13 protein-coding genes and 4 pseudogenes are annotated in these 16831 nt (G+C 59.3%); 12 read left to right on the forward strand and 5 right to left on the reverse strand.

Features of this window, described 5'->3' with window-relative positions:
* Window positions 1-69: 69 nt before the first annotated feature.
* The 3 genes from AC3ISR_RS15035 to AC3ISR_RS15045 all read left to right on the forward strand — a co-directional run bounded on the left by AC3ISR_RS15035 (window position 70) and on the right by AC3ISR_RS15045 (window position 2216).
* Entirely contained in the window at window positions 70-534 is a 465-nt protein-coding gene (locus tag AC3ISR_RS15035; RefSeq protein WP_226456930.1) for a GNAT family N-acetyltransferase, read from the forward strand.
* 75 nt (window positions 535-609) lie between these two features.
* A complete protein-coding gene (locus AC3ISR_RS15040) occupies window positions 610-996 on the forward strand; it encodes a hypothetical protein (protein WP_463984780.1) in 387 nt (128 codons plus the stop codon).
* Window positions 997-1805: 809 nt separating this feature from the next.
* Window positions 1806-2216 carry an SMI1/KNR4 family protein gene (locus AC3ISR_RS15045; protein ID WP_463984781.1) on the forward strand — a complete coding sequence of 137 codons (411 nt, stop codon included), beginning with the start codon at window positions 1806-1808 and terminating at the stop codon, window positions 2214-2216.
* A 345-nt stretch (window positions 2217-2561) separates the two neighbouring features.
* On the opposite strand, the gene AC3ISR_RS15050 is transcribed toward AC3ISR_RS15045, so the two are convergent.
* Entirely contained in the window at window positions 2562-3020 is a 459-nt protein-coding gene (locus AC3ISR_RS15050) for a GNAT family N-acetyltransferase (RefSeq protein ID WP_192300462.1), read from the reverse strand.
* 134 nt (window positions 3021-3154) lie between these two features.
* Between AC3ISR_RS15050 and AC3ISR_RS15055 the strand changes: the two are divergent.
* Window positions 3155-3862, forward strand: a pseudogene (locus AC3ISR_RS15055) (transposase); the annotation flags it as partial.
* An 8-nt stretch (window positions 3863-3870) separates the two neighbouring features.
* Here the strand turns inward: AC3ISR_RS15055 and AC3ISR_RS15060 are convergent.
* Window positions 3871-5892 carry a methyl-accepting chemotaxis protein gene (locus AC3ISR_RS15060; RefSeq protein ID WP_053257157.1) on the reverse strand — a complete coding sequence of 674 codons (2022 nt, stop codon included), beginning with the start codon at window positions 5890-5892 and terminating at the stop codon, window positions 3871-3873.
* Window positions 5893-6216: 324 nt separating this feature from the next.
* Between AC3ISR_RS15060 and AC3ISR_RS15065 the strand changes: the two genes are divergently transcribed.
* Complete coding sequence (locus AC3ISR_RS15065; protein WP_463984782.1) at window positions 6217-6657, forward strand: hypothetical protein; 441 nt, start codon at window positions 6217-6219, stop codon at window positions 6655-6657.
* A 103-nt stretch (window positions 6658-6760) separates the two neighbouring features.
* Entirely contained in the window at window positions 6761-7630 is an 870-nt protein-coding gene (locus tag AC3ISR_RS15070) for an AraC family transcriptional regulator (protein ID WP_463984783.1), read from the forward strand.
* 54 nt (window positions 7631-7684) lie between these two features.
* Here the strand turns inward: AC3ISR_RS15070 and AC3ISR_RS15075 are convergent.
* Window positions 7685-7786: pseudogene (locus AC3ISR_RS15075) on the reverse strand ((R)-mandelonitrile lyase); the annotation flags it as partial.
* A gap of 164 nt (window positions 7787-7950) precedes the next feature.
* Window positions 7951-8211 (reverse strand): hypothetical protein, encoded by a 261-nt coding sequence (locus AC3ISR_RS15080; protein ID WP_192300467.1) that lies wholly within the window; start codon window positions 8209-8211, stop codon window positions 7951-7953.
* 246 nt (window positions 8212-8457) lie between these two features.
* Here AC3ISR_RS15080 and AC3ISR_RS15085 point away from each other — a divergent pair, with 246 nt between their 5' ends.
* The 4 genes from AC3ISR_RS15085 (at window position 8458) to AC3ISR_RS15100 (ending at window position 12747) form a co-directional block, all read left to right on the forward strand.
* Window positions 8458-8940 carry a VOC family protein gene (locus AC3ISR_RS15085; protein ID WP_192300468.1) on the forward strand — a complete coding sequence of 161 codons (483 nt, stop codon included), beginning with the start codon at window positions 8458-8460 and terminating at the stop codon, window positions 8938-8940.
* A gap of 282 nt (window positions 8941-9222) precedes the next feature.
* Entirely contained in the window at window positions 9223-10086 is an 864-nt protein-coding gene (gene dapA / locus AC3ISR_RS15090; protein WP_192300469.1) for a 4-hydroxy-tetrahydrodipicolinate synthase, read from the forward strand.
* Window positions 10087-10207: 121 nt separating this feature from the next.
* Complete coding sequence (locus AC3ISR_RS15095; RefSeq protein ID WP_463984784.1) at window positions 10208-11584, forward strand: pyridoxal-phosphate dependent enzyme; 1377 nt, start codon at window positions 10208-10210, stop codon at window positions 11582-11584.
* On the forward strand, window positions 11581-12747 hold the full coding sequence (locus AC3ISR_RS15100) for a cystathionine gamma-synthase (RefSeq protein ID WP_489324348.1): 1167 nt from the start codon (window positions 11581-11583) through the stop codon (window positions 12745-12747). The genes AC3ISR_RS15095 and AC3ISR_RS15100 overlap by 4 nt, the downstream gene beginning before the upstream one ends.
* Window positions 12748-12900: 153 nt before the next feature.
* On the opposite strand, the gene AC3ISR_RS15105 is transcribed toward AC3ISR_RS15100, so the two are convergent.
* On the reverse strand, window positions 12901-15099 hold the full coding sequence (locus AC3ISR_RS15105; RefSeq protein WP_463984786.1) for an OsmC domain/YcaO domain-containing protein: 2199 nt from the start codon (window positions 15097-15099) through the stop codon (window positions 12901-12903).
* A gap of 162 nt (window positions 15100-15261) precedes the next feature.
* On the opposite strand from AC3ISR_RS15105, the pseudogene AC3ISR_RS15110 reads away from it, so the two are divergent.
* Both AC3ISR_RS15110 and AC3ISR_RS15115 read left to right on the forward strand, forming a co-directional pair.
* A pseudogene (locus AC3ISR_RS15110) lies at window positions 15262-15534 on the forward strand (PAS domain-containing protein); the annotation flags it as partial.
* Between the two features lie 348 nt (window positions 15535-15882).
* Window positions 15883-16827 (forward strand): annotated as a pseudogene (locus AC3ISR_RS15115) (methyl-accepting chemotaxis protein); the annotation flags it as partial.
* Window positions 16828-16831 lie beyond the last annotated feature (4 nt).

Raw genomic sequence — 16831 nt, forward strand, 5'->3', positions numbered from 1 at the left:
AGTCCCAACGCACGCGTTTCTGAATAGCCCCTATACTGGCCACCCCAGGATGGAACCTCGCGTGCAACTATGCCTATCACCCCCAATCCCCCTGCCCTGTTAGTCCCTGCACAACACAGCGACCTGGACGATCTCGTTGCCATTCGAATTGAAGCCATGCGCGACAGCCTGGAGCAGGTCGGACGCTTCGATCCGGTGCGTGCCCGCGAGCGGTTTGTTGGCAGTTTTGAAGCCCGCGACACGCGCTATATCGAAGTGTCGGGAGAAAAGGTCGGCTTTGTAGTGGTCCGACAGCGTCCGAGCGAATGGTTGCTCGACCACTTGTATGTGCGACCCAACGCACAAGGGTCGGGCATCGGCTCTGCGGTACTTGCCCAGCTATTCAACGAAGCGGATGCCGTTGCACTACCGATTAAAGTCGGCGCGCTGAAACAGAGTGCCTCGAATCGTTTTTACACCCGCCACGGTTTCCAGTTCGTCGAAAGCGGCGAGTTCGACAATTACTACGTTCGTCTGCATGCGCCAGCGGGCTAGCTGGGTGCGAGCGCACAAGGACACTTGCATGTTGACCGGCCACCGCTTTGTGCTGCCAAGGAAGAGGAACGATTCATGAGTCTTGATCTGTGCCTGGAAGCTGACAGTACGCTCACCATTTCGACCCTGAGCAAAGCACTTGCGCAGGCTGGTGCTCTGGAAATCGAGATCACAGAAAATGGGCTATACGCTGAATTTACCTCGGGACTCAAATTGAGCACCCATGGCGTACGCGATGACTCAACGATTTATGCCGAGCATAAAATGGAGATCGACTTCCCTGTCGCTGTACGTTGCACCATTAGAATCAAAGGGCCTGAACCAGAGGGGGAATCGGCAATGGAAGATTTGGATAAACTCGCTCAATCCATATTCCAGTCGTGTTCGGCGCTCTTTCTCATTAGCTTTCAGTTCGAGCAAACCTTGTACTGGCGGGATGCGACAGGGTTGTATCGTCCTTGAGGTGGGTGCCTGCGCGCCCTCTTTCAGACATTTATGAATGGCGTTTTTTTCCGGACGAAAACGCCGCGGTATTGAGGGGTGGCTTTCGGCCAGAAGCGTACCGCCAGCGCGGTTCCGGTTCAGCCCGATAGTCAAGGCTCACAGCATGCGACTGCATATCTAAAGTCATTCTGGCTTATTGCTTACACCTATATCCCTATAGGCCCCCTCTCAAATTTATAAGACTTGTATTGGCCGCTGGGTAATTGGCATAGTGCTACCACTCCCCAACTGACCCGGCGCCAAGGATTAAGTCAGCCAGAAGCTGACGGAAGTTCAGGGCCTTGCCAGGTTGCTTGTTCCAAGGATCTGGACATTTAGCCCATGAAAACTTACGCAGCGCTGGCCCTTGCGCTCACCACCCTGTGCAGCCCCGTCCACGCGGCGAGCTGGCAGGTTTGCCGGCTGGACGTACAGATCGTCAACGTCTTGAAACAACCGTACCCACAGCTGCAGGGGCGGATCCTCAAGGTGGCCCGACCTCCCCCACCACGCAATGTCCCCAGCAAGGCTCGATGGTCACCTTCACCCCGGAAACCACCGATTACCAGAACACCCTCCCGCGTCGGCAATGGCCTCGAAAAGGCCAGTCGGTGCAGATTGACTACCGGTATCTGGATGGGATTTGCAAGGGCGACGGCCACCCGCATCCGTGTCGCATCGAGCACTACCCACTCATGGGGCGCTAATCGGGCGTCACTCGCTCACGCAACCTTCGCAGCAACCCATCGCATGGATATGCCCAGCACTCCTTCGCGCGGAATGAGTCGTTGAATGGCATTCGCACAGTGGATCCGGATTTTATTAAAAAGCTCGAGCATGAGTTGAAAATATCACTTCCAGATAGCTTCAAACTGGTTGGGGAATTTTTCGATGGAAGTGGTATTTATGTTTTACCGCTGCACCAGATCGGTTGGGAATCCCCAACTAACGTTCTTGATGAAACGAAGCGTTTGAGAAGCAGTGGCCGACTTTTATCAAACTATCTTGTGTTGGGGGAGCCTGCTGAAGGTTTGATCGTGATGGATTGCAATTCCCGATCGGGGCAAGTGCTCTGGTGTGATGCGATTGATGTTGATCGTATTGGTAAAGAAGCACTGATGACAGCACCTGAAGTATGGGGCTCCTACTTGGATTTTGTTGAGTATTTGGTTTCGGAGGAAGAGTCTGATCGACTGTGAGCAGCGCGTTAAGGCGTGCTCGACGTCGACCCATCTTCTGCTCGGGAGAAACCAGGTTCTTGATCAATTCACAGGATGCATCGGAGTCGTAACTCTATACCGTGCGGGCCTTCAGTCAATCATGTCGGCGATTCTAACCGTCCCGAAACTTCGTACAAAACCTAAACCGAGGTCCGTCAGGGAATGAATACCACTGTTCTGATAGACACCATTGAGGGGCCGCTTCTGGCCGATTGTTGCCGTCTCTGAAAGGCAGCTTTGGGTCCAGGCTGTGTTAAAACGCAGACGTCACATCAGAGTTTTGCTGTTTATAAAAAAGCGGCGGAAATTTGAAGTCGGCTTTGACTATAAACTCCGTGACATAAGGTATTGCTCTTTCCCCCAAGCCTCAAAGCGCTCCAACACTTTCCAGCCAAGCTTGGAGTAATAATTGCTCTGGCTGTGGGTGTGCAAGTACAAGGTAGTGAACCCAGCGTCTCTTGCATGGACACAGATGCCTTCGATTAACTGCGCTGCGAGCCCTCTCCTTCGAGCTTCAGGTGTGATGAACACACACGCAAGCCACGGGCCTAGATCCGGCCGGTCAGATAGGTCGTTATTGGCAAGCGTTGCGCCACCTAGCAACTGGTCTCGTTCCATTGCGATCAGACACTTCCAACTGCCATCACGCTGTCCATCAGAGAACTCGTGTTTCCAACTCGAAAGAGATTGCTGCGTAAACTCATAACTGAATTCCCGATAAAGCCATTCGGCCATAACGCCGCACTTGTCCATTTGTTTATCGAGCCAATCCACTCGCAGCATCTGAAACGCTCCTTATGTATTTGTCACGCTGGTAGGGTTCGGGACAATCGTACAGCCGTCTGCCTGCGGTACAGACTATGTCAAAGTCAGGAGGATCGTCTAACCTTTCGACCACCGAGATAGCGGAGGCGATGATGAAGCGATTCATAGAAGGCGAGGCTCGGACTCAAGTTACCTTACTGCCGGAGTGTTTGGACGATTACGTGACGGAAGAAAATCCGGTGCATGTGGTTGATGTCTTCGTCGATGAACTCGACTTGGGTGCACTTGGATTTGAGGGTGTCGATGCTGCTGCAACGGGTCGTCCTGCCTATCACCCAGCGGTCTTGCTGAAGATCTACATCTACGGCTATCTCAATCGGATTCAGTCCAGTCGCCGGCTTGACCGTGAGGCCAAGCGCAATGTCGAGTTGATGTTGCTGACGGGGCGTTTGTCTCCAGATTTCAAAACCATTGCCGACTTTCGCAAGGACAACGGCAAAGCCATTCGCAGCGTATGCCGCCAGTTCGTAGTGCTTTGTCGCAACCTAAATCTCTTCTCTCAGTCGATCATCGCCATCGACGGCAGCAAATTCAAAGCCGTGAACGACCGCGACCGTAACTTCACCAAGGGCAAAGTGAAGGCACGCATGCAACAGATCGAGCAAAGTATTGATCGCTATCTGTCAGCGATGGATTCGGCGGATCGAGCAACGCCCGAAGTGGCCGAGGCCAAAGCAGAGCGGCTTAAAGAAAAGATAGAAACACTGAAAAAGCAGATGCAGAAACTCAAGGAAATGAAGGTGCAGCTCCACGAAAGTCCAGACCAGCAGATCTCCCTCACAGACCCAGATCCACGCTCGGCTTGCGCCTACGCATGGGTGAGCCCGGTCAACGTATCCGCAATGGTTTTAGTGCGTTGCGCCGTACCCTCGGTCGCGCGGCTCGACGCCTCCAGTGCGTCGAGCATTTCGCGCAACGCGCCGACGCCGGTGGATTGGTCTTCGATCTGTTGGGCAACGCGCTGGATCTCACTGGACAGCAGGTCAATATCCACGCCGATTTCCGCCGCATTCTTACGGGTGATTTCCGCCAGTTTGCGCACTTCATCCGCCACCACCGCAAAACCCCGGCCCAGGTCGCCCGCGCGCGCCGCTTCAATGGCGGCGTTAAGCGCCAGCAGGTTGGTCTGCCCGGCGATCTGCTGGATCACCTGCACAATCGACTGGATACGCAAACTCGACCCGGCCAGCGTGCGCGCACCTTCTACCGCCACATCCGCCTGGCTGGAAAGCCCTTCCACCGTTGTCCCGGCCTGGGCAGACACGGCGTTTTGCTGGTCGATCGTACCCACCAGTTCGTCCATCGACGCGTGCAACTCACCCGAGTAATGCTTGAGCTGCGCGGCGATGTCCTCCTGCTGACGCTCGGCATGGGCCAACACCATGCCTAAGTCTGCCAAGCCTTCGAACACCGGCAGGATATTGCGGTCCAGCCCACGGGTATTGAGGGTATTGCTGAAGTCATTGTTTTTGAACGCGGTAATCTGCTTGACCACCACATGGTTCAACCCCGCCAACTTCTTCACCTGGCGCCGTAGGAAAAATGCCTTGAACTCGCCGTAATGGGCGATGAAATTGTCCACGTACTCATCACTGAAACTCGCACCCTTGGCCACCCGAAAGAAGAAAATCGCCGTCAACGTCTGATTCAGGTTCAAGCCCAAAATCTCCCCAAAGGTCGAAAAACCCGCCAACGGTACATCACCAAAAATGCCGGCCATGCTGCCCAGCTCGGCGCCGTTGTTCAGCCGGCGCAAAATGCAGTCATTCAAAATCCCCGCCACCGGCTGGCCACCCTTGCCGCGCAGGAACTGCTCATAGTCCAGGCGCGTCGCCTCGCGCAACGGCGTACGCCGCACCATCACCAATTCCTCGCCCGGCGCCACGTCGCAAAACAACTGCACGATCTGCTGCTCATAATCGATACGCGCGATGGATCGTACAAACAACTCACTGCCCACCCGAATCGCAAACGAATAGTCCGCCAGCTTCGACTCCAGCGCCTGGGGCGCGCAACTGAAAGCATCACACAGTGCTTGCACCATGCTCTTGATATTGCCGTTGCTGTCGATCACCTGGTCAATCGTGCGGTCCTCAACCGACGCGGTCAGCACACTGAAGGTCAAATCCGCCGGTTTAAAGTTCTGGCTCTTGAACACCCCAAATCGCACATGCGCCGCCGTCTTCAGGAACACAATCTGTGCATGGTTCTGATAGCTGCGCTGACCGTCATGAATCAGCGTCTTCTGGAAATCCGACTTACCCCCGGCCGATCCCCCTACAAACAAACACGGAAACCGCCCCGACTCATAAAGCGCCTCCATAAAAAACGACTCCGACGCCGACAACCCGTCGAACACCACATACGCCAACGTATCGCGATGATCAATCGACGTGCGCACCTGTACTCGCTTGATATTGGACACCAACTTGGCAATTCGCTCCTGCATTCCCAACCGCTTACCGCCACCGCGAATGTCCTCACACTCCAACGGCACCATCGCCACCTCGGCCGAGGCGATCAGACTGTCGTCGAACAACTGCAACACGATCCGATCCCAGCGATCGCCGGTGGCGCAATACAACGAATTGGGCGCATTGCAGAGTTCGCCGGAGGTGGTGCAGAGGCTGATGGTGGATTGGGGAAAGCGGCGTTTGAGCTTGGCGGCGATTACGTCGATGTCCAGATGCGGCGAGATAAAGCCGGTGATCAGGGTGGGGGTGATGCGTAAGGCGGTGAGTGCGGCGTCCAGGTCGTTGGCAGTACTGGTGAGCGTGGCGGTGCCTTGACGATCGGCCCGGGCTTTTTTTAGAAGGGAAAGTGGGTTCATGTGGTGGACTCGATCAAGGATGGCCAGTGATAGACATGCGATTAGTAGGGTTATCGGCAGGTTGGGTGGAGGCTGGAGGTGGGATGTGACGGATGGATGCGATTTTAGGGAGTTTCCCCGTTATTGACAGGCTGCTTTCAGCCGAGAGTGAACGGCCCCGGCTTTCGTAGACGCTGTTGGTGTCCGCTTTTGGCCGATTCTCGCCCGCCATGAGAGCCAGAACGCAGCCCAAAACGAACCCGCTCAACGGACCCCATCATCAACCAACATCCGTTAAAATCCGCAGCCTATTTCGACAACGCTTGCGACAACCGAGGAAAATTCATGGCAAGGATGGCCGCTGTTTTCACTGTTCTGAGTTGCATGGCGTCGGCCTCTGCATGGGCGGCGTCTGATTGTCCGTTTCCGCAGGGAATGCAGGCCTCCATCGGTGCGTCGAAACAAGCTATTGAGGCCAGGCAAGCGGGCGTCGCCAAGGATGAGCTGCTCTCCAGGATTTCCCCTGCGGCCAACGGGCCGATGTCCCAGATGCTGAAGAGTATCGTCGACGAGGTTTACGACTACCCGGCCTTGCTGCCCGAGGTGTATGCCGCCTTCCGGTTCGAGCACTGTTTTGTTTCGCAGCAGCACCCCGAACAGGTGGCGGCTATGAAGTTTGCCGATGCCTATCCGCTGCTGAAGCAATGCGAGCAGGTCGAACCGCAAGGGGCGCGACCTCCTTGTGCAATGCGCGTAGTGCATACGGTGAGCGGAATTCCCGAGTAAGCGATCCGTCAATTCAATCGCGACCTGAGCAAACACGGCTAGGCACGGGCACGCCGATCTCGTCGACTCTACTGCCTACCGTATCTTCCGGAGCCTGCATCCAGTGCCTGACTTGCCGAGCAACGCCGCCTACACAAAACGCTTCGACCGGGTGCTCGCCTACATCGACGCCAATCTTGAAGGCGACTTGTCGGTGAACACGTTAAGCCAGGTCGCGAATTTTTCGGCGTTTCACTTCCACCGACAATTCACCGCGTTCGTAGGCGTGCCTGTTTCGCGTTATGTGCAACTGATGCGACTACGACGCGCGGCGCATCGCTTGTCTTGCGGCGCGGACTACTCGGTGCTGGACGCCGCGTTCGGTGCGGGTTTCGAAAGCCCCGAAGCGTTTTCCAGGGCGTTCAGGCGCGCGTTCGGTACGACGCCGAGTGCCTTCAGGAAACAACCGAATTGGCAGGTCTGGAGTGCGGTGTTCACCATCCCTCATTTTTCCAGGAACATCATCATGCAGATACGAATCGTCGAGTTTTGCGCAGTCCGGGTTGCAGCCTTGGAGCATCGCGGAGCGCCCGCGCTCGTGGGAGAGAGCGTGCGTAAATTTATCGAGTGGCGCATGCAGAGCGGGCAATCGCCGGTGGCCTCCAGTCGCAGCTTTGGTATTCCGTTCGGCAACCCCGATACGACCCCGGCCGAAGAGTTCCGGTTTGCAATCTGCGGCGAGATTCACGAGGCGGTAGCAGCGAATGAGTTCGGCGTAACCGAGCGGGTTATCCCTGGCGGGCGTTGCGTCGTGGTGCGTCACGTGGGCTCGCCGGATCATATCGGCGAATCGATCTATCCGATCTATCGCGACTGGCTGCCTTCCAGCGGCGAGGAGCTGCGGGACCAGCCGCTGTTCTTCGAGTATCTGAGCATTTTCCCCGAGACAGCGCAGGATCAATGGCAGACCGATATTTATGTGCCTTTGCAGTAATGCACACGGCCTCTCGCCAAGGGGCCGTCACATCACACGCCTCTGAATATGCTGGATGCGCTGCACCGGCTTGCCCCACTCCTGGGTCGACCCCACGCCCGACATCACCACCAAACGCTGCCCCGCCGGATGCGTATGCCACGCCGAGCGGGCGCCCAATAGGTCTCGATGGGCGTGGCACCCTCGATCTTGAACAACTACTTGTCCTGGGTACCGGTGGCCTTGGCATGCGCCCTGCCCCGCGCTCGTCGATGGTTTGCCCGCCATCGTCGGTCGGCGCCAGTGGCCCGTCCGTGATCAAGTGCTCCAATGTCGCCATGTCAGTCGGCTTGATGCTCAGCACCGTGGCCAGTTGGCTGGCGGATTGGCGCGTGAGGATGGCGATCTGTTGCAACTGCTGGCTGATCCTGCTGGTTGTAGGCGTTACCTTCGAAATTGACCGTATAGGTGTTGGTTCCGGTTTTTTCGTCGCTGTACCCACCCTGGTACATCGTCGAGCCTTTGGGTGCATACGGAACGCCGGAACAAGCCGAAATCAACGCGCAAGTACCGATCAAGATAAATTTACATACTTTCAACATGGATAAGCCTGAAGGCTGGCTGAGGGACGGGCTTTAGTTTTGTTCAGGAACAAACGCACTATGGAGGGACCCGTGCGCCCTGGAACGTCAAGCAATAGGCAAAATGCTACTGTTTTGACATCATTCTGTCTAATACCCGGCTCAGCATTGAAAAGTCGCGCTTGCGGACCGGCAGGCATGGCACGCGGGGGGGTGCGGCAATCACCGGCTAAACTCAATTCACCACCGACTCTGTGGAGATCCGAGATGCCCAACAAAACCACCCTCTGCCTCTGGTACAACGGCACCGCCCTGGAAGCTGCGACCTTCTACGCCAAGACCTTCCCCGACAGCGCCGTGCAAGCGGTACACCTCGCCCCCGGCGACTACCCGGCAGGTAGGCAAGGCGATGTGCTGACCGTCGAGTTCACCGTCATGGGCATCCCCTGCCTGGGCCTCAACGGCGGACCGGCCTTCCCCCACAGCGAAGCGTTCTCGTTTCAGGTGGCCACCGATGACCAGGCCGAAACAGATCGCTACTGGCACGCCATCATCGATAACGGCGGCCAGGCCAGCGCTTGTGGGTGGTGCAAGGACAAGTGGGGGCTGTCGTGGCAGATCACGCCACGGGCACTGACCGCAGCGGTCACCCACCCCAACCCGGCCACCGCCAAGCGCGCTTTTGACGCGATGATGGGCATGACCAAGATCGACATTGCCGCGATTGAAGCCGCCGTCGCCGGGGCTTGACACATTCGTTCACATCCCCTGAAGATGAGCGCCTCATTCAGGGTGTGACAATTCATGTCTGCTAAGTCGCTGGTTAACCTTTCCGTCATTGGCTCCGTGGCCAAGGCGCAAGGTTGCGTGGCGCACGCCCTCAAATCGAAGAAACAGTCGCTCATGTGACCGGGGCGCGCTGTCCCGTCAGATGAGCTGACAGGACATTGAGCGCGACGGTCTCCCCCCTCTGCACAATTGCCTCTGCCCTTCTGACGGTGACTTGATCGGTCAATCATCAGGAGAAAGTGCATGTCAGCGTTTCAAGGTATCTGGGTTCCCGTGGTCACGCCGTTCCAGGACGGCGCCATCGACTTTATCGGCCTGCGCCGCCTGGTCAGCCATCTGCTGGCAAAGCATGTAGCCGGGATCATGGTGTGCACCACCACCGGCGAAGCCGCCGCGCTGAGCCGCCAGGAACAATTGGCGGTGCTGGATGCGGTGTTGCAGTTGGTGCCCGCGCAGCGTGTGGTGATGGGGTTGTCGGGCAACAACCAGATTGAATTGCTGCAGTTCCAGCAGGCCATCCTCCAGCGTCCGGTCGCGGGTTTGCTGGTGCCGGCACCCAGTTATATCCGCCCGTCCCAGCCTGGGTTGGAGGCGTTTTTCCGCACGGTGGCGGATGCGTCCAGTGTGCCGATCATCTTGTACGACATTCCCTACCGCACCGGCGCGACCTTCGAACAAGCCACGTTGCTGAATATCGTCGCGCACGAGCGCATCGTCGCGATCAAGGATTGTGGCGGCAACCTGGCCAATACCCTGGCATTGCTGGCGAGCGGTCAGGTGGACGTGTTGTGCGGCGAAGACCTGCATATCTTCAACGCGCTGTGCCTGGGCGCCAGCGGCGCGATTGCGGCGTCGGCCCATGTGCACACCGAGCAATTCGTCGCGCTGTGGCAACAGGTGCGGGATAACCAGTTGGCCGAAGCCCGTGCGAGCTTCTTCCAACTGCTGCCGCTGATCAACACGATGTTTATCGAGCCGAACCCGGCGCCGGTCAAGGCTGCGCTGGCCCTGGAAGGCTTGATCAGCCGCGAGCTGCGCGCGCCGATGCAAGCGGCCAGTGACGCGGTGGTCAGGCGCTTGCAGCAGGTGTGCAAGCTACCCGGCTGATGCGCCAAAAACAGACATGCGGCGGGCCGCCCGGTTGCGACCGGTGCGATCCCGGCCTATGGTCCAAGGCACGCTTTGCACTTTGTTGTCCCACCTACGTCAACCCGTAACAGGTGACACCATGCCCAGCCTCCCTCGCCCCGCCGTGCTCGAACTGATCGGCAACACGCCGCTGGTTCGGGTCAGCCGTTTCGATACCGGCCCCTGCACGCTGTTTCTCAAACTGGAGTCGCAAAACCCCGGCGGTTCGATCAAGGACCGCATCGGCCTGGCTATGATCGACGCCGCAGAGCGCGACGGCCGTCTGCGCCCCGGCGGCACCATCATCGAAGCCACCGCCGGCAATACCGGCCTGGGCCTGGCGCTGGTCGGCCGGGCCAAGGGCTACCGCGTGGTGCTGGTGGTGCCCGACAAGATGTCCACGGAAAAAGTGCTGCACCTCAAGGCCATGGGCGCCGAGGTGCATATCACCCGCTCCGACGTGGGCAAGGGCCACCCCGAGTATTACCAGGATGTCGCTGCGCGCCTGGCAGCGGACATCCCGGATTCGTTTTTCGCCGACCAGTTCAACAACCCGGCCAACCCGCTGGCCCACGAGACAGGCACCGCGCCGGAGATCTGGGCGCAAACCCAGCACGACGTCGACGCAATTGTGGTGGGCGTCGGCTCGGCCGGCACCCTCACCGGCCTGAGCCGTTTTTTCCAGCGCGTGCAACCTGCGCTTGAGATGGTGCTGGCCGATCCGGTGGGTTCGGTGATGGCTGAATATAGCCGCAGTGGCACGCTGCAGCCGCCGGGGTCGTGGGCGGTGGAAGGCATCGGTGAAGACTTCATCCCGTCGATTGCCGACCTCTCCAGCGTGCGCCACGCCTACTCCATCAGCGATGAAGAGAGCTTCGACCACGCCCGCCAGTTGCTCAAGGCCGAGGGCATTCTTGGCGGCTCATCCACTGGCACACTGTTCGCTGCCGCGCTGCGTTACTGTCGCGAACAGACCTCGCCCAAGCGTGTGGTCAGCTTTGTCTGCGACACCGGCACGCGCTACCTGTCGAAGGTCTACAACGACCAGTGGATGAAGGATGCGGGACTGCTGCACTACACCCATTACGGCGACCTGCGCGACGTGATTGCCCGGCGCTTTGAAGACGGCCGCGTGATCAGCGTAGGCCCCGACGACACCCTGCTGACGGCCTTCCAGCGCATGCGCCTGGCGGATGTGTCGCAACTGCCGGTGCTGGTGGATGGCAAGCAACTGGTGGGTGTGATCGATGAGTCCGACATTCTGCTGGGCCTGCACCACGATGCGGCTGATTTCAACATGGTCGTCGCCAGCGCCATGACCGAAGCCCTCGAAACCCTGCCTCCCAGCGCCAGCCTCGCCGAACTCCAGGAAGAACTGGACCGCGGCCTGGTCGCGATCATCGCCGACGCCTCGGGCTTCCATGGCCTGATCACCCGCGTCGATCTGCTCAACCATTTGCGGAGATCCCTTGCATGAGCCTGCCCGATAAAAGCGCGTTCGCCACCCGTGTCATCCACGCCGGGCAAGTCCCCGACCCGACCACCGGCGCGCTGATGCCGCCGATCTACGCCAACTCCACCTACCTGCAAGCCAGCCCCGGCGTGCACAAAGGCTTCGACTACGGGCGCTCGCACAACCCGACCCGCTTTGCCTTGGAACGTTGCGTGGCAGACCTGGAGGGCGGCACCCAGGCGTTCGCGTTCGCCTCGGGGCTGGCGGCGATCTCGACGGTGCTGGAACTGCTGGATGCGGGCGCGCACGTGGTCTGCGGCAATGACCTGTATGGCGGCACCTTCCGGCTGTTCGACAAGGTGCGCCAACGCAGCGCCGGGCACCGTTTCAGCTTTGTCGACCTGAGCGATGTGCGGGCGTTTGAAGCAAGCTTGCTGGACGACACGCGCATGGTCTGGGTCGAAACGCCGAGCAACCCGCTGCTGAGCCTCACCGACCTTGGCGCCATCGCGCGCATCTGCCGGGCGCGCGGGATTCTCTGCGTGGCCGACAACACCTTTGCCAGCCCCTGGGTCCAGCGACCGCTGGAACTGGGTTTTGATGTGGTGGTGCACTCCACCACCAAGTACCTCAATGGCCATTCGGATGTGATCGGCGGCATCGCGATTGTCGGTGATAACCCTGAACTGGCGCAGCGCCTGGGTTTCCTGCAGAACTCGGTGGGCGCCATCGCCGGCCCGTTCGACGCCTTCCTCACCCTGCGCGGCGTGAAAACCCTGGCGCTGCGCATGGAGCGTCATTGCAGCAACGCGCTGGAGTTGGCCACCTGGCTGGAACAGCAACCGCAAGTCTCACGGGTTTACTACCCAGGCCTCGCGTCCCACCCACAGCACGAACTGGCACGTCGGCAGATGCGCGGCTTTGGCGGGATGATTTCAGTGGACTTGAACAGTGACCTGGCCGGCGCCACACGCTTTCTGGAAAACGTGACGATCTTCGCCCTGGCCGAAAGCCTGGGAGGCGTGGAAAGCCTGATCGAACACCCGGCGATCATGACCCACGCCAGCATCCCCGCCGCCACACGGGCGCAATTGGGCATTGGTGATGGGTTGGTGCGGCTGTCGGTGGGCGTCGAGGATGTGGAGGATTTGCGTGCGGACCTGGCGCGAGCCTTGGCCCACATCTAAGGCCTGCCTGGGAACTGGCTTGTGTGGGAGCTTCTTGTTGTGGGCGCTGGCTTGCCTGCGATGCAGGCACCTCGGTGTATCAGGTCAACCGAAGTGATGCTATCGCAGGCAAGCCAGCTCCCACAGAAAAGCCAGCGCCTACACGTGTCGGGATCAGCTTGAGGTGATGTTGGCCCGCGCCGCGTGCAACTTCTTGTAGCTTTCGATCAGGCGCTGATGGCGATCCAGGCCTTCGAGCTTCATGCTGGTCGGCGTCAAACCGTAGAAACGCACACTGCCATTGACCGAACCAATCACCGCATCCATCCGCTCATCGCCAAACATGCGGCGGAAGTTGGCTTCGTAGTCCGCCAACTCCAGGTCGTCGTCCAGTTGCATCTCCAGCACCGCATTCATCGCCTGGTAGAACAAGCCACGATCGGCGGTGTTGTCGTTGTACTGCAGGAACATCTCCACGCACTCCTTGGCTTCCTCGTGCTGCTGCAAGGCGAGGAAGATCAGCAGTTTCAACTCCAGGATGGTCAACTGGCCCCAGGCCGTGTTGTCGTCGAACTCGATGCCGATCAAGGTGGTGATATCGGTGTAGTCGTCCAGCTCGCTTTCGATAAGACGCTCGACCAGGGCGTTGAGCTCGGCATCATCCAGGCTGTGCAGGTTGAGGATGTCGGCGCGGAAAAACAGCGCCTTGTTGGTGTTGTCCCAGATCAGGTCGTCCACCGGGTAGATTTCCGAGTAGTCCGGCACCAGGATGCGGCAGGCGGTTGCGCCGAGGTGTTCGTACACCGCCATGTAGGACTCTTTGCCCATGCCTTCAAGAATGCCGAACAGCGTCGCGGCTTCCTCGGCGTTGGAATCTGCGCCTTCACCTGTGAAGTCCCACTCGACAAATTCGTAGTCCGACTGTGCGCTGAAGAAGCGCCACGACACCACACCGCTGGAGTCGATGAAGTGCTCGACGAAGTTGTTCGGCTCTGTCACCGCCTGGCCTTCGAAGGTCGGCGCCGGCAGGTCGTTCAAGCCTTCAAAACTGCGGCCTTGCAGCAGCTCGGTGAGGCTGCGTTCCAGCGCCACTTCCAGGCTCGGGTGGGCGCCGAACGAAGCGAACACGCCGCCGGTGCGCGGGTTCATCAGGGTCACGCACATCACCGGGAATTCACCGCCCAGGGACGCGTCCTTGACCAGCACCGGAAAGCCCTGGGCTTCCAGGCCCTGGATACCGGCAAGAATCCCCGGGTACTTGGCCAGCACCTCGGCCGGCACATCCGGCAGGGCGAATTCGCCTTCGATGATTTCCCGCTTCACCGCCCGCTCGAAAATCTCCGACAGGCACTGCACCTGGGCTTCGGCCAAGGTGTTGCCCGCGCTCATGCCGTTGCTCAGGTAAAGGTTTTCGATCAGGTTGGATGGGAAGTACACCACCTCACCGTCGGACTGGCGCACAAACGGTAGCGAAACAATTCCGCGCGCTTCATTGCCCGAGTTGGTGTCGAACAGGTGCGAGCCACGCAACTCGCCGTCGCGGTTGTAGACCTTGAGGCAGTGGGCGTCGAGGATCTCAGGCGGCAGCTCATCGTTGGGCCCGGGCTGGAACCAGCGCTCATCCGGGTAATGCACGAACGGCGCGTTGGCCAGTTCTTCACCCCAGAATTGATCGTTATAGAAGAAGTTGCAGTTGAGCCGTTCGATGAACTCGCCCAACGCCGACGCCAGTGCGCCTTCCTTGGTGGCACCCTTGCCGTTGGTAAAGCACATCGGCGAGTGGGCATCGCGGATATGCAGCGACCACACGTTGGGCACGATATTGCGCCACGACGCGATCTCGATCTTCATGCCCAGCCCGGCCAGAATCCCGGACATATTGGCGATGGTCTGCTCCAGCGGCAGGTCTTTGCCGGCGATGTAGGTGCCCGCCGCTGACGTCGAGTTGGGCATCAGCAAGGCCTGGGCGTCGGCATCGAGATTTTCGACTTCTTCGATGACGAACTCAGGGCCGGCCTGTACCACTTTCTTGACCGTGCAACGGTCGATGGAACGCAAGATGCCTTGGCGGTCTTTATCGGAAATATCCGCCGGCAACTCGACCTGGATCTTGAAGATCTGGTTGTAGCGGTTCTCCGGGTCAACGATGTTGTTCTGTGACAAACGGATATTGTCCGTGGGGATATTGCGGGTTGCGCAATACAACTTCACGAAGTACGCCGCACACAACGCCGACGAAGCCAGGAAATAATCGAACGGCCCCGGCGCCGAGCCATCGCCTTTATAGCGGATGGGCTGGTCGGCAATGACCGTGAAGTCGTCGAACTTGGCTTCAAGTCGAAGGTTGTCGAGAAAGTTGACCTTGATTTCCATGCGGGCACACCAGAATAACGGGCTAAACAAAAATGGCCGCCATTATGAAGTCTTTCACCGGGAAGTTTCAGGCTTTTGACCAGCGGATGGCGAAATATCAAATGTGCATTAATCTTTTTGCTGCTGTGGCCGATTGCTAAGTGCAACCAGGGAGTAGTCGGAATGCGCAATAACCAGCCTGTTACACAGCGTGAGATTTCACTCGCGCCGCAGCAAAAACTTATTTCCGCCACCGACGTTCAAGGTGTGATCACCTACTGCAACGACGCCTTTGTCGACATCAGCGGTTTCGAGCGGGCCGATCTGATCGGGGCACCGCAAAATATCGTGCGTCACCCCGATGTCCCTCCTGCGGTCTTTGCCCATATGTGGAGCGCCCTCAAGCAGGGCCTGCCGTGGATGGGCATCGTCAAGAACCGCTCAAAGAACGGCGATCACTATTGGGTCAACGCTTACGTCACGCCGATCTTCGACGGCAGTACGGTGGTCGGCTTCGAGTCGGTACGGGTCAAGCCCAGTGCCGATGAAATCCGCCGCGCCCAGGCGCTGTACCGACGCATCAGCGCAGGCAAGCCCGGCGTGCCGCGTCAGGATGCGTGGCTGCCGGCCGTAGTGAGCAGCGTGCCGTATATGGCCACCGCCGTGATCGGCGGCGTGGCGGGGCTGTTCTTCAGTGCTCCGCTCGCCATCGCCGTGGCCGTCGCCGTTGCCTTGCCAGTGGGCGTGCTCTGCGCGCGCATGCGCCAGGGCAGCACGTTGGGTCTGTTGCAGGGGGTTGACCCGTCGACATCGGATGCCTTGATCGCGCAGATGTACAGCGACGCACGCGGCCCCCAAGGGCGCCTGGAAACGGCGTTCCTCAGCCAGGATGCGCGCCTCAAGACCTGCCTCACGCGCCTGCAGGACAGCGCCGAACAGCTCAGCGCCCTCGCCAGCCAATCCGACCAGTTGGCCAGCGCCAGCGCCCAGGGCCTGGACCGCCAGCGTGTGGAAACCGAACAAGTCTCCGCCGCCGTCAACCAGATGGCCGCCACCACTCAGGAAGTCGCCAGCCACGTACAGCGGACGGCCGATGCCACCCAGCAAGCCAATGCCCTTACCGGGCGCGGCCGTGAGGTGGCGCGCGATACCCGCGAAGCCATCGAGCGCCTGTCGGCGGTGGTCGGCGAAACCGGCGTGACCGTGGCGCAATTGGCCCGCGACAGCGACGAAATCGGCAGCGTGGTGGATGTGATCAAAGGCATCGCCGATCAAACCAACCTGCTGGCCCTCAACGCCGCCATCGAAGCCGCCCGCGCTGGCGAGCAAGGCCGAGGGTTCGCGGTGGTCGCCGACGAAGTGCGGCAACTGGCCCAGCGGACCTCGCAGTCGACCACCCAGATCCACGCGCTGATCACCCAGTTGCAAGCGTCGTCCAACAACGCCGTGCACAGCATGGAAAACGGCCAGCGCCAGGCCCAGGAAGGCGTGGCATGGGTACTGGAAGCCGACCAGGCCTTGGTCGGCATCAGCGAAGCGGTGTCCCATATCACCGAGATGACCACCCAGATCGCCGCCGCAACCGAGGAACAAAGCGCGGTCGCCGAAGAAATCAGCCGCAACATCACCACCATCGCCGGGCTCGCGGACCAAACCTCGATCCAGGCCCATCAGTCCACTGACCTGAGCAAAGAACTGACCAACACCGCCGCTACCCAATACGCGTTGGTTGAACGCTTCAACCGCTGACCCA

This window comes from Pseudomonas sp. GL_117 (genome assembly GCF_057835125.1).

Excerpts from the sequence above, each read along its gene's own strand:
- AC3ISR_RS15095 (WP_463984784.1), top strand. The coding sequence starts at position 10,208 with ATGCCCAGCCTCCCTCGCCCCGCCGTGCTCGAACTGATCGGCAACACG.
- AC3ISR_RS15105 (WP_463984786.1), bottom strand. The coding sequence starts at position 15,099 with ATGGAAATCAAGGTCAACTTTCTCGACAACCTTCGACTTGAAGCCAAG.
- AC3ISR_RS15040 (WP_463984780.1), top strand. The coding sequence starts at position 610 with ATGAGTCTTGATCTGTGCCTGGAAGCTGACAGTACGCTCACCATTTCG.
- dapA (WP_192300469.1), top strand. The coding sequence starts at position 9,223 with ATGTCAGCGTTTCAAGGTATCTGGGTTCCCGTGGTCACGCCGTTCCAG.
- AC3ISR_RS15065 (WP_463984782.1), top strand. The coding sequence starts at position 6,217 with ATGGCAAGGATGGCCGCTGTTTTCACTGTTCTGAGTTGCATGGCGTCG.
- AC3ISR_RS15035 (WP_226456930.1), top strand. The coding sequence starts at position 70 with ATGCCTATCACCCCCAATCCCCCTGCCCTGTTAGTCCCTGCACAACAC.
- AC3ISR_RS15080 (WP_192300467.1), bottom strand. The coding sequence starts at position 8,211 with ATGTTGAAAGTATGTAAATTTATCTTGATCGGTACTTGCGCGTTGATT.
- AC3ISR_RS15085 (WP_192300468.1), top strand. The coding sequence starts at position 8,458 with ATGCCCAACAAAACCACCCTCTGCCTCTGGTACAACGGCACCGCCCTG.
- AC3ISR_RS15100 (WP_489324348.1), top strand. The coding sequence starts at position 11,581 with ATGAGCCTGCCCGATAAAAGCGCGTTCGCCACCCGTGTCATCCACGCC.
- AC3ISR_RS15060 (WP_053257157.1), bottom strand. The coding sequence starts at position 5,892 with ATGAACCCACTTTCCCTTCTAAAAAAAGCCCGGGCCGATCGTCAAGGC.
- AC3ISR_RS15050 (WP_192300462.1), bottom strand. The coding sequence starts at position 3,020 with ATGCTGCGAGTGGATTGGCTCGATAAACAAATGGACAAGTGCGGCGTT.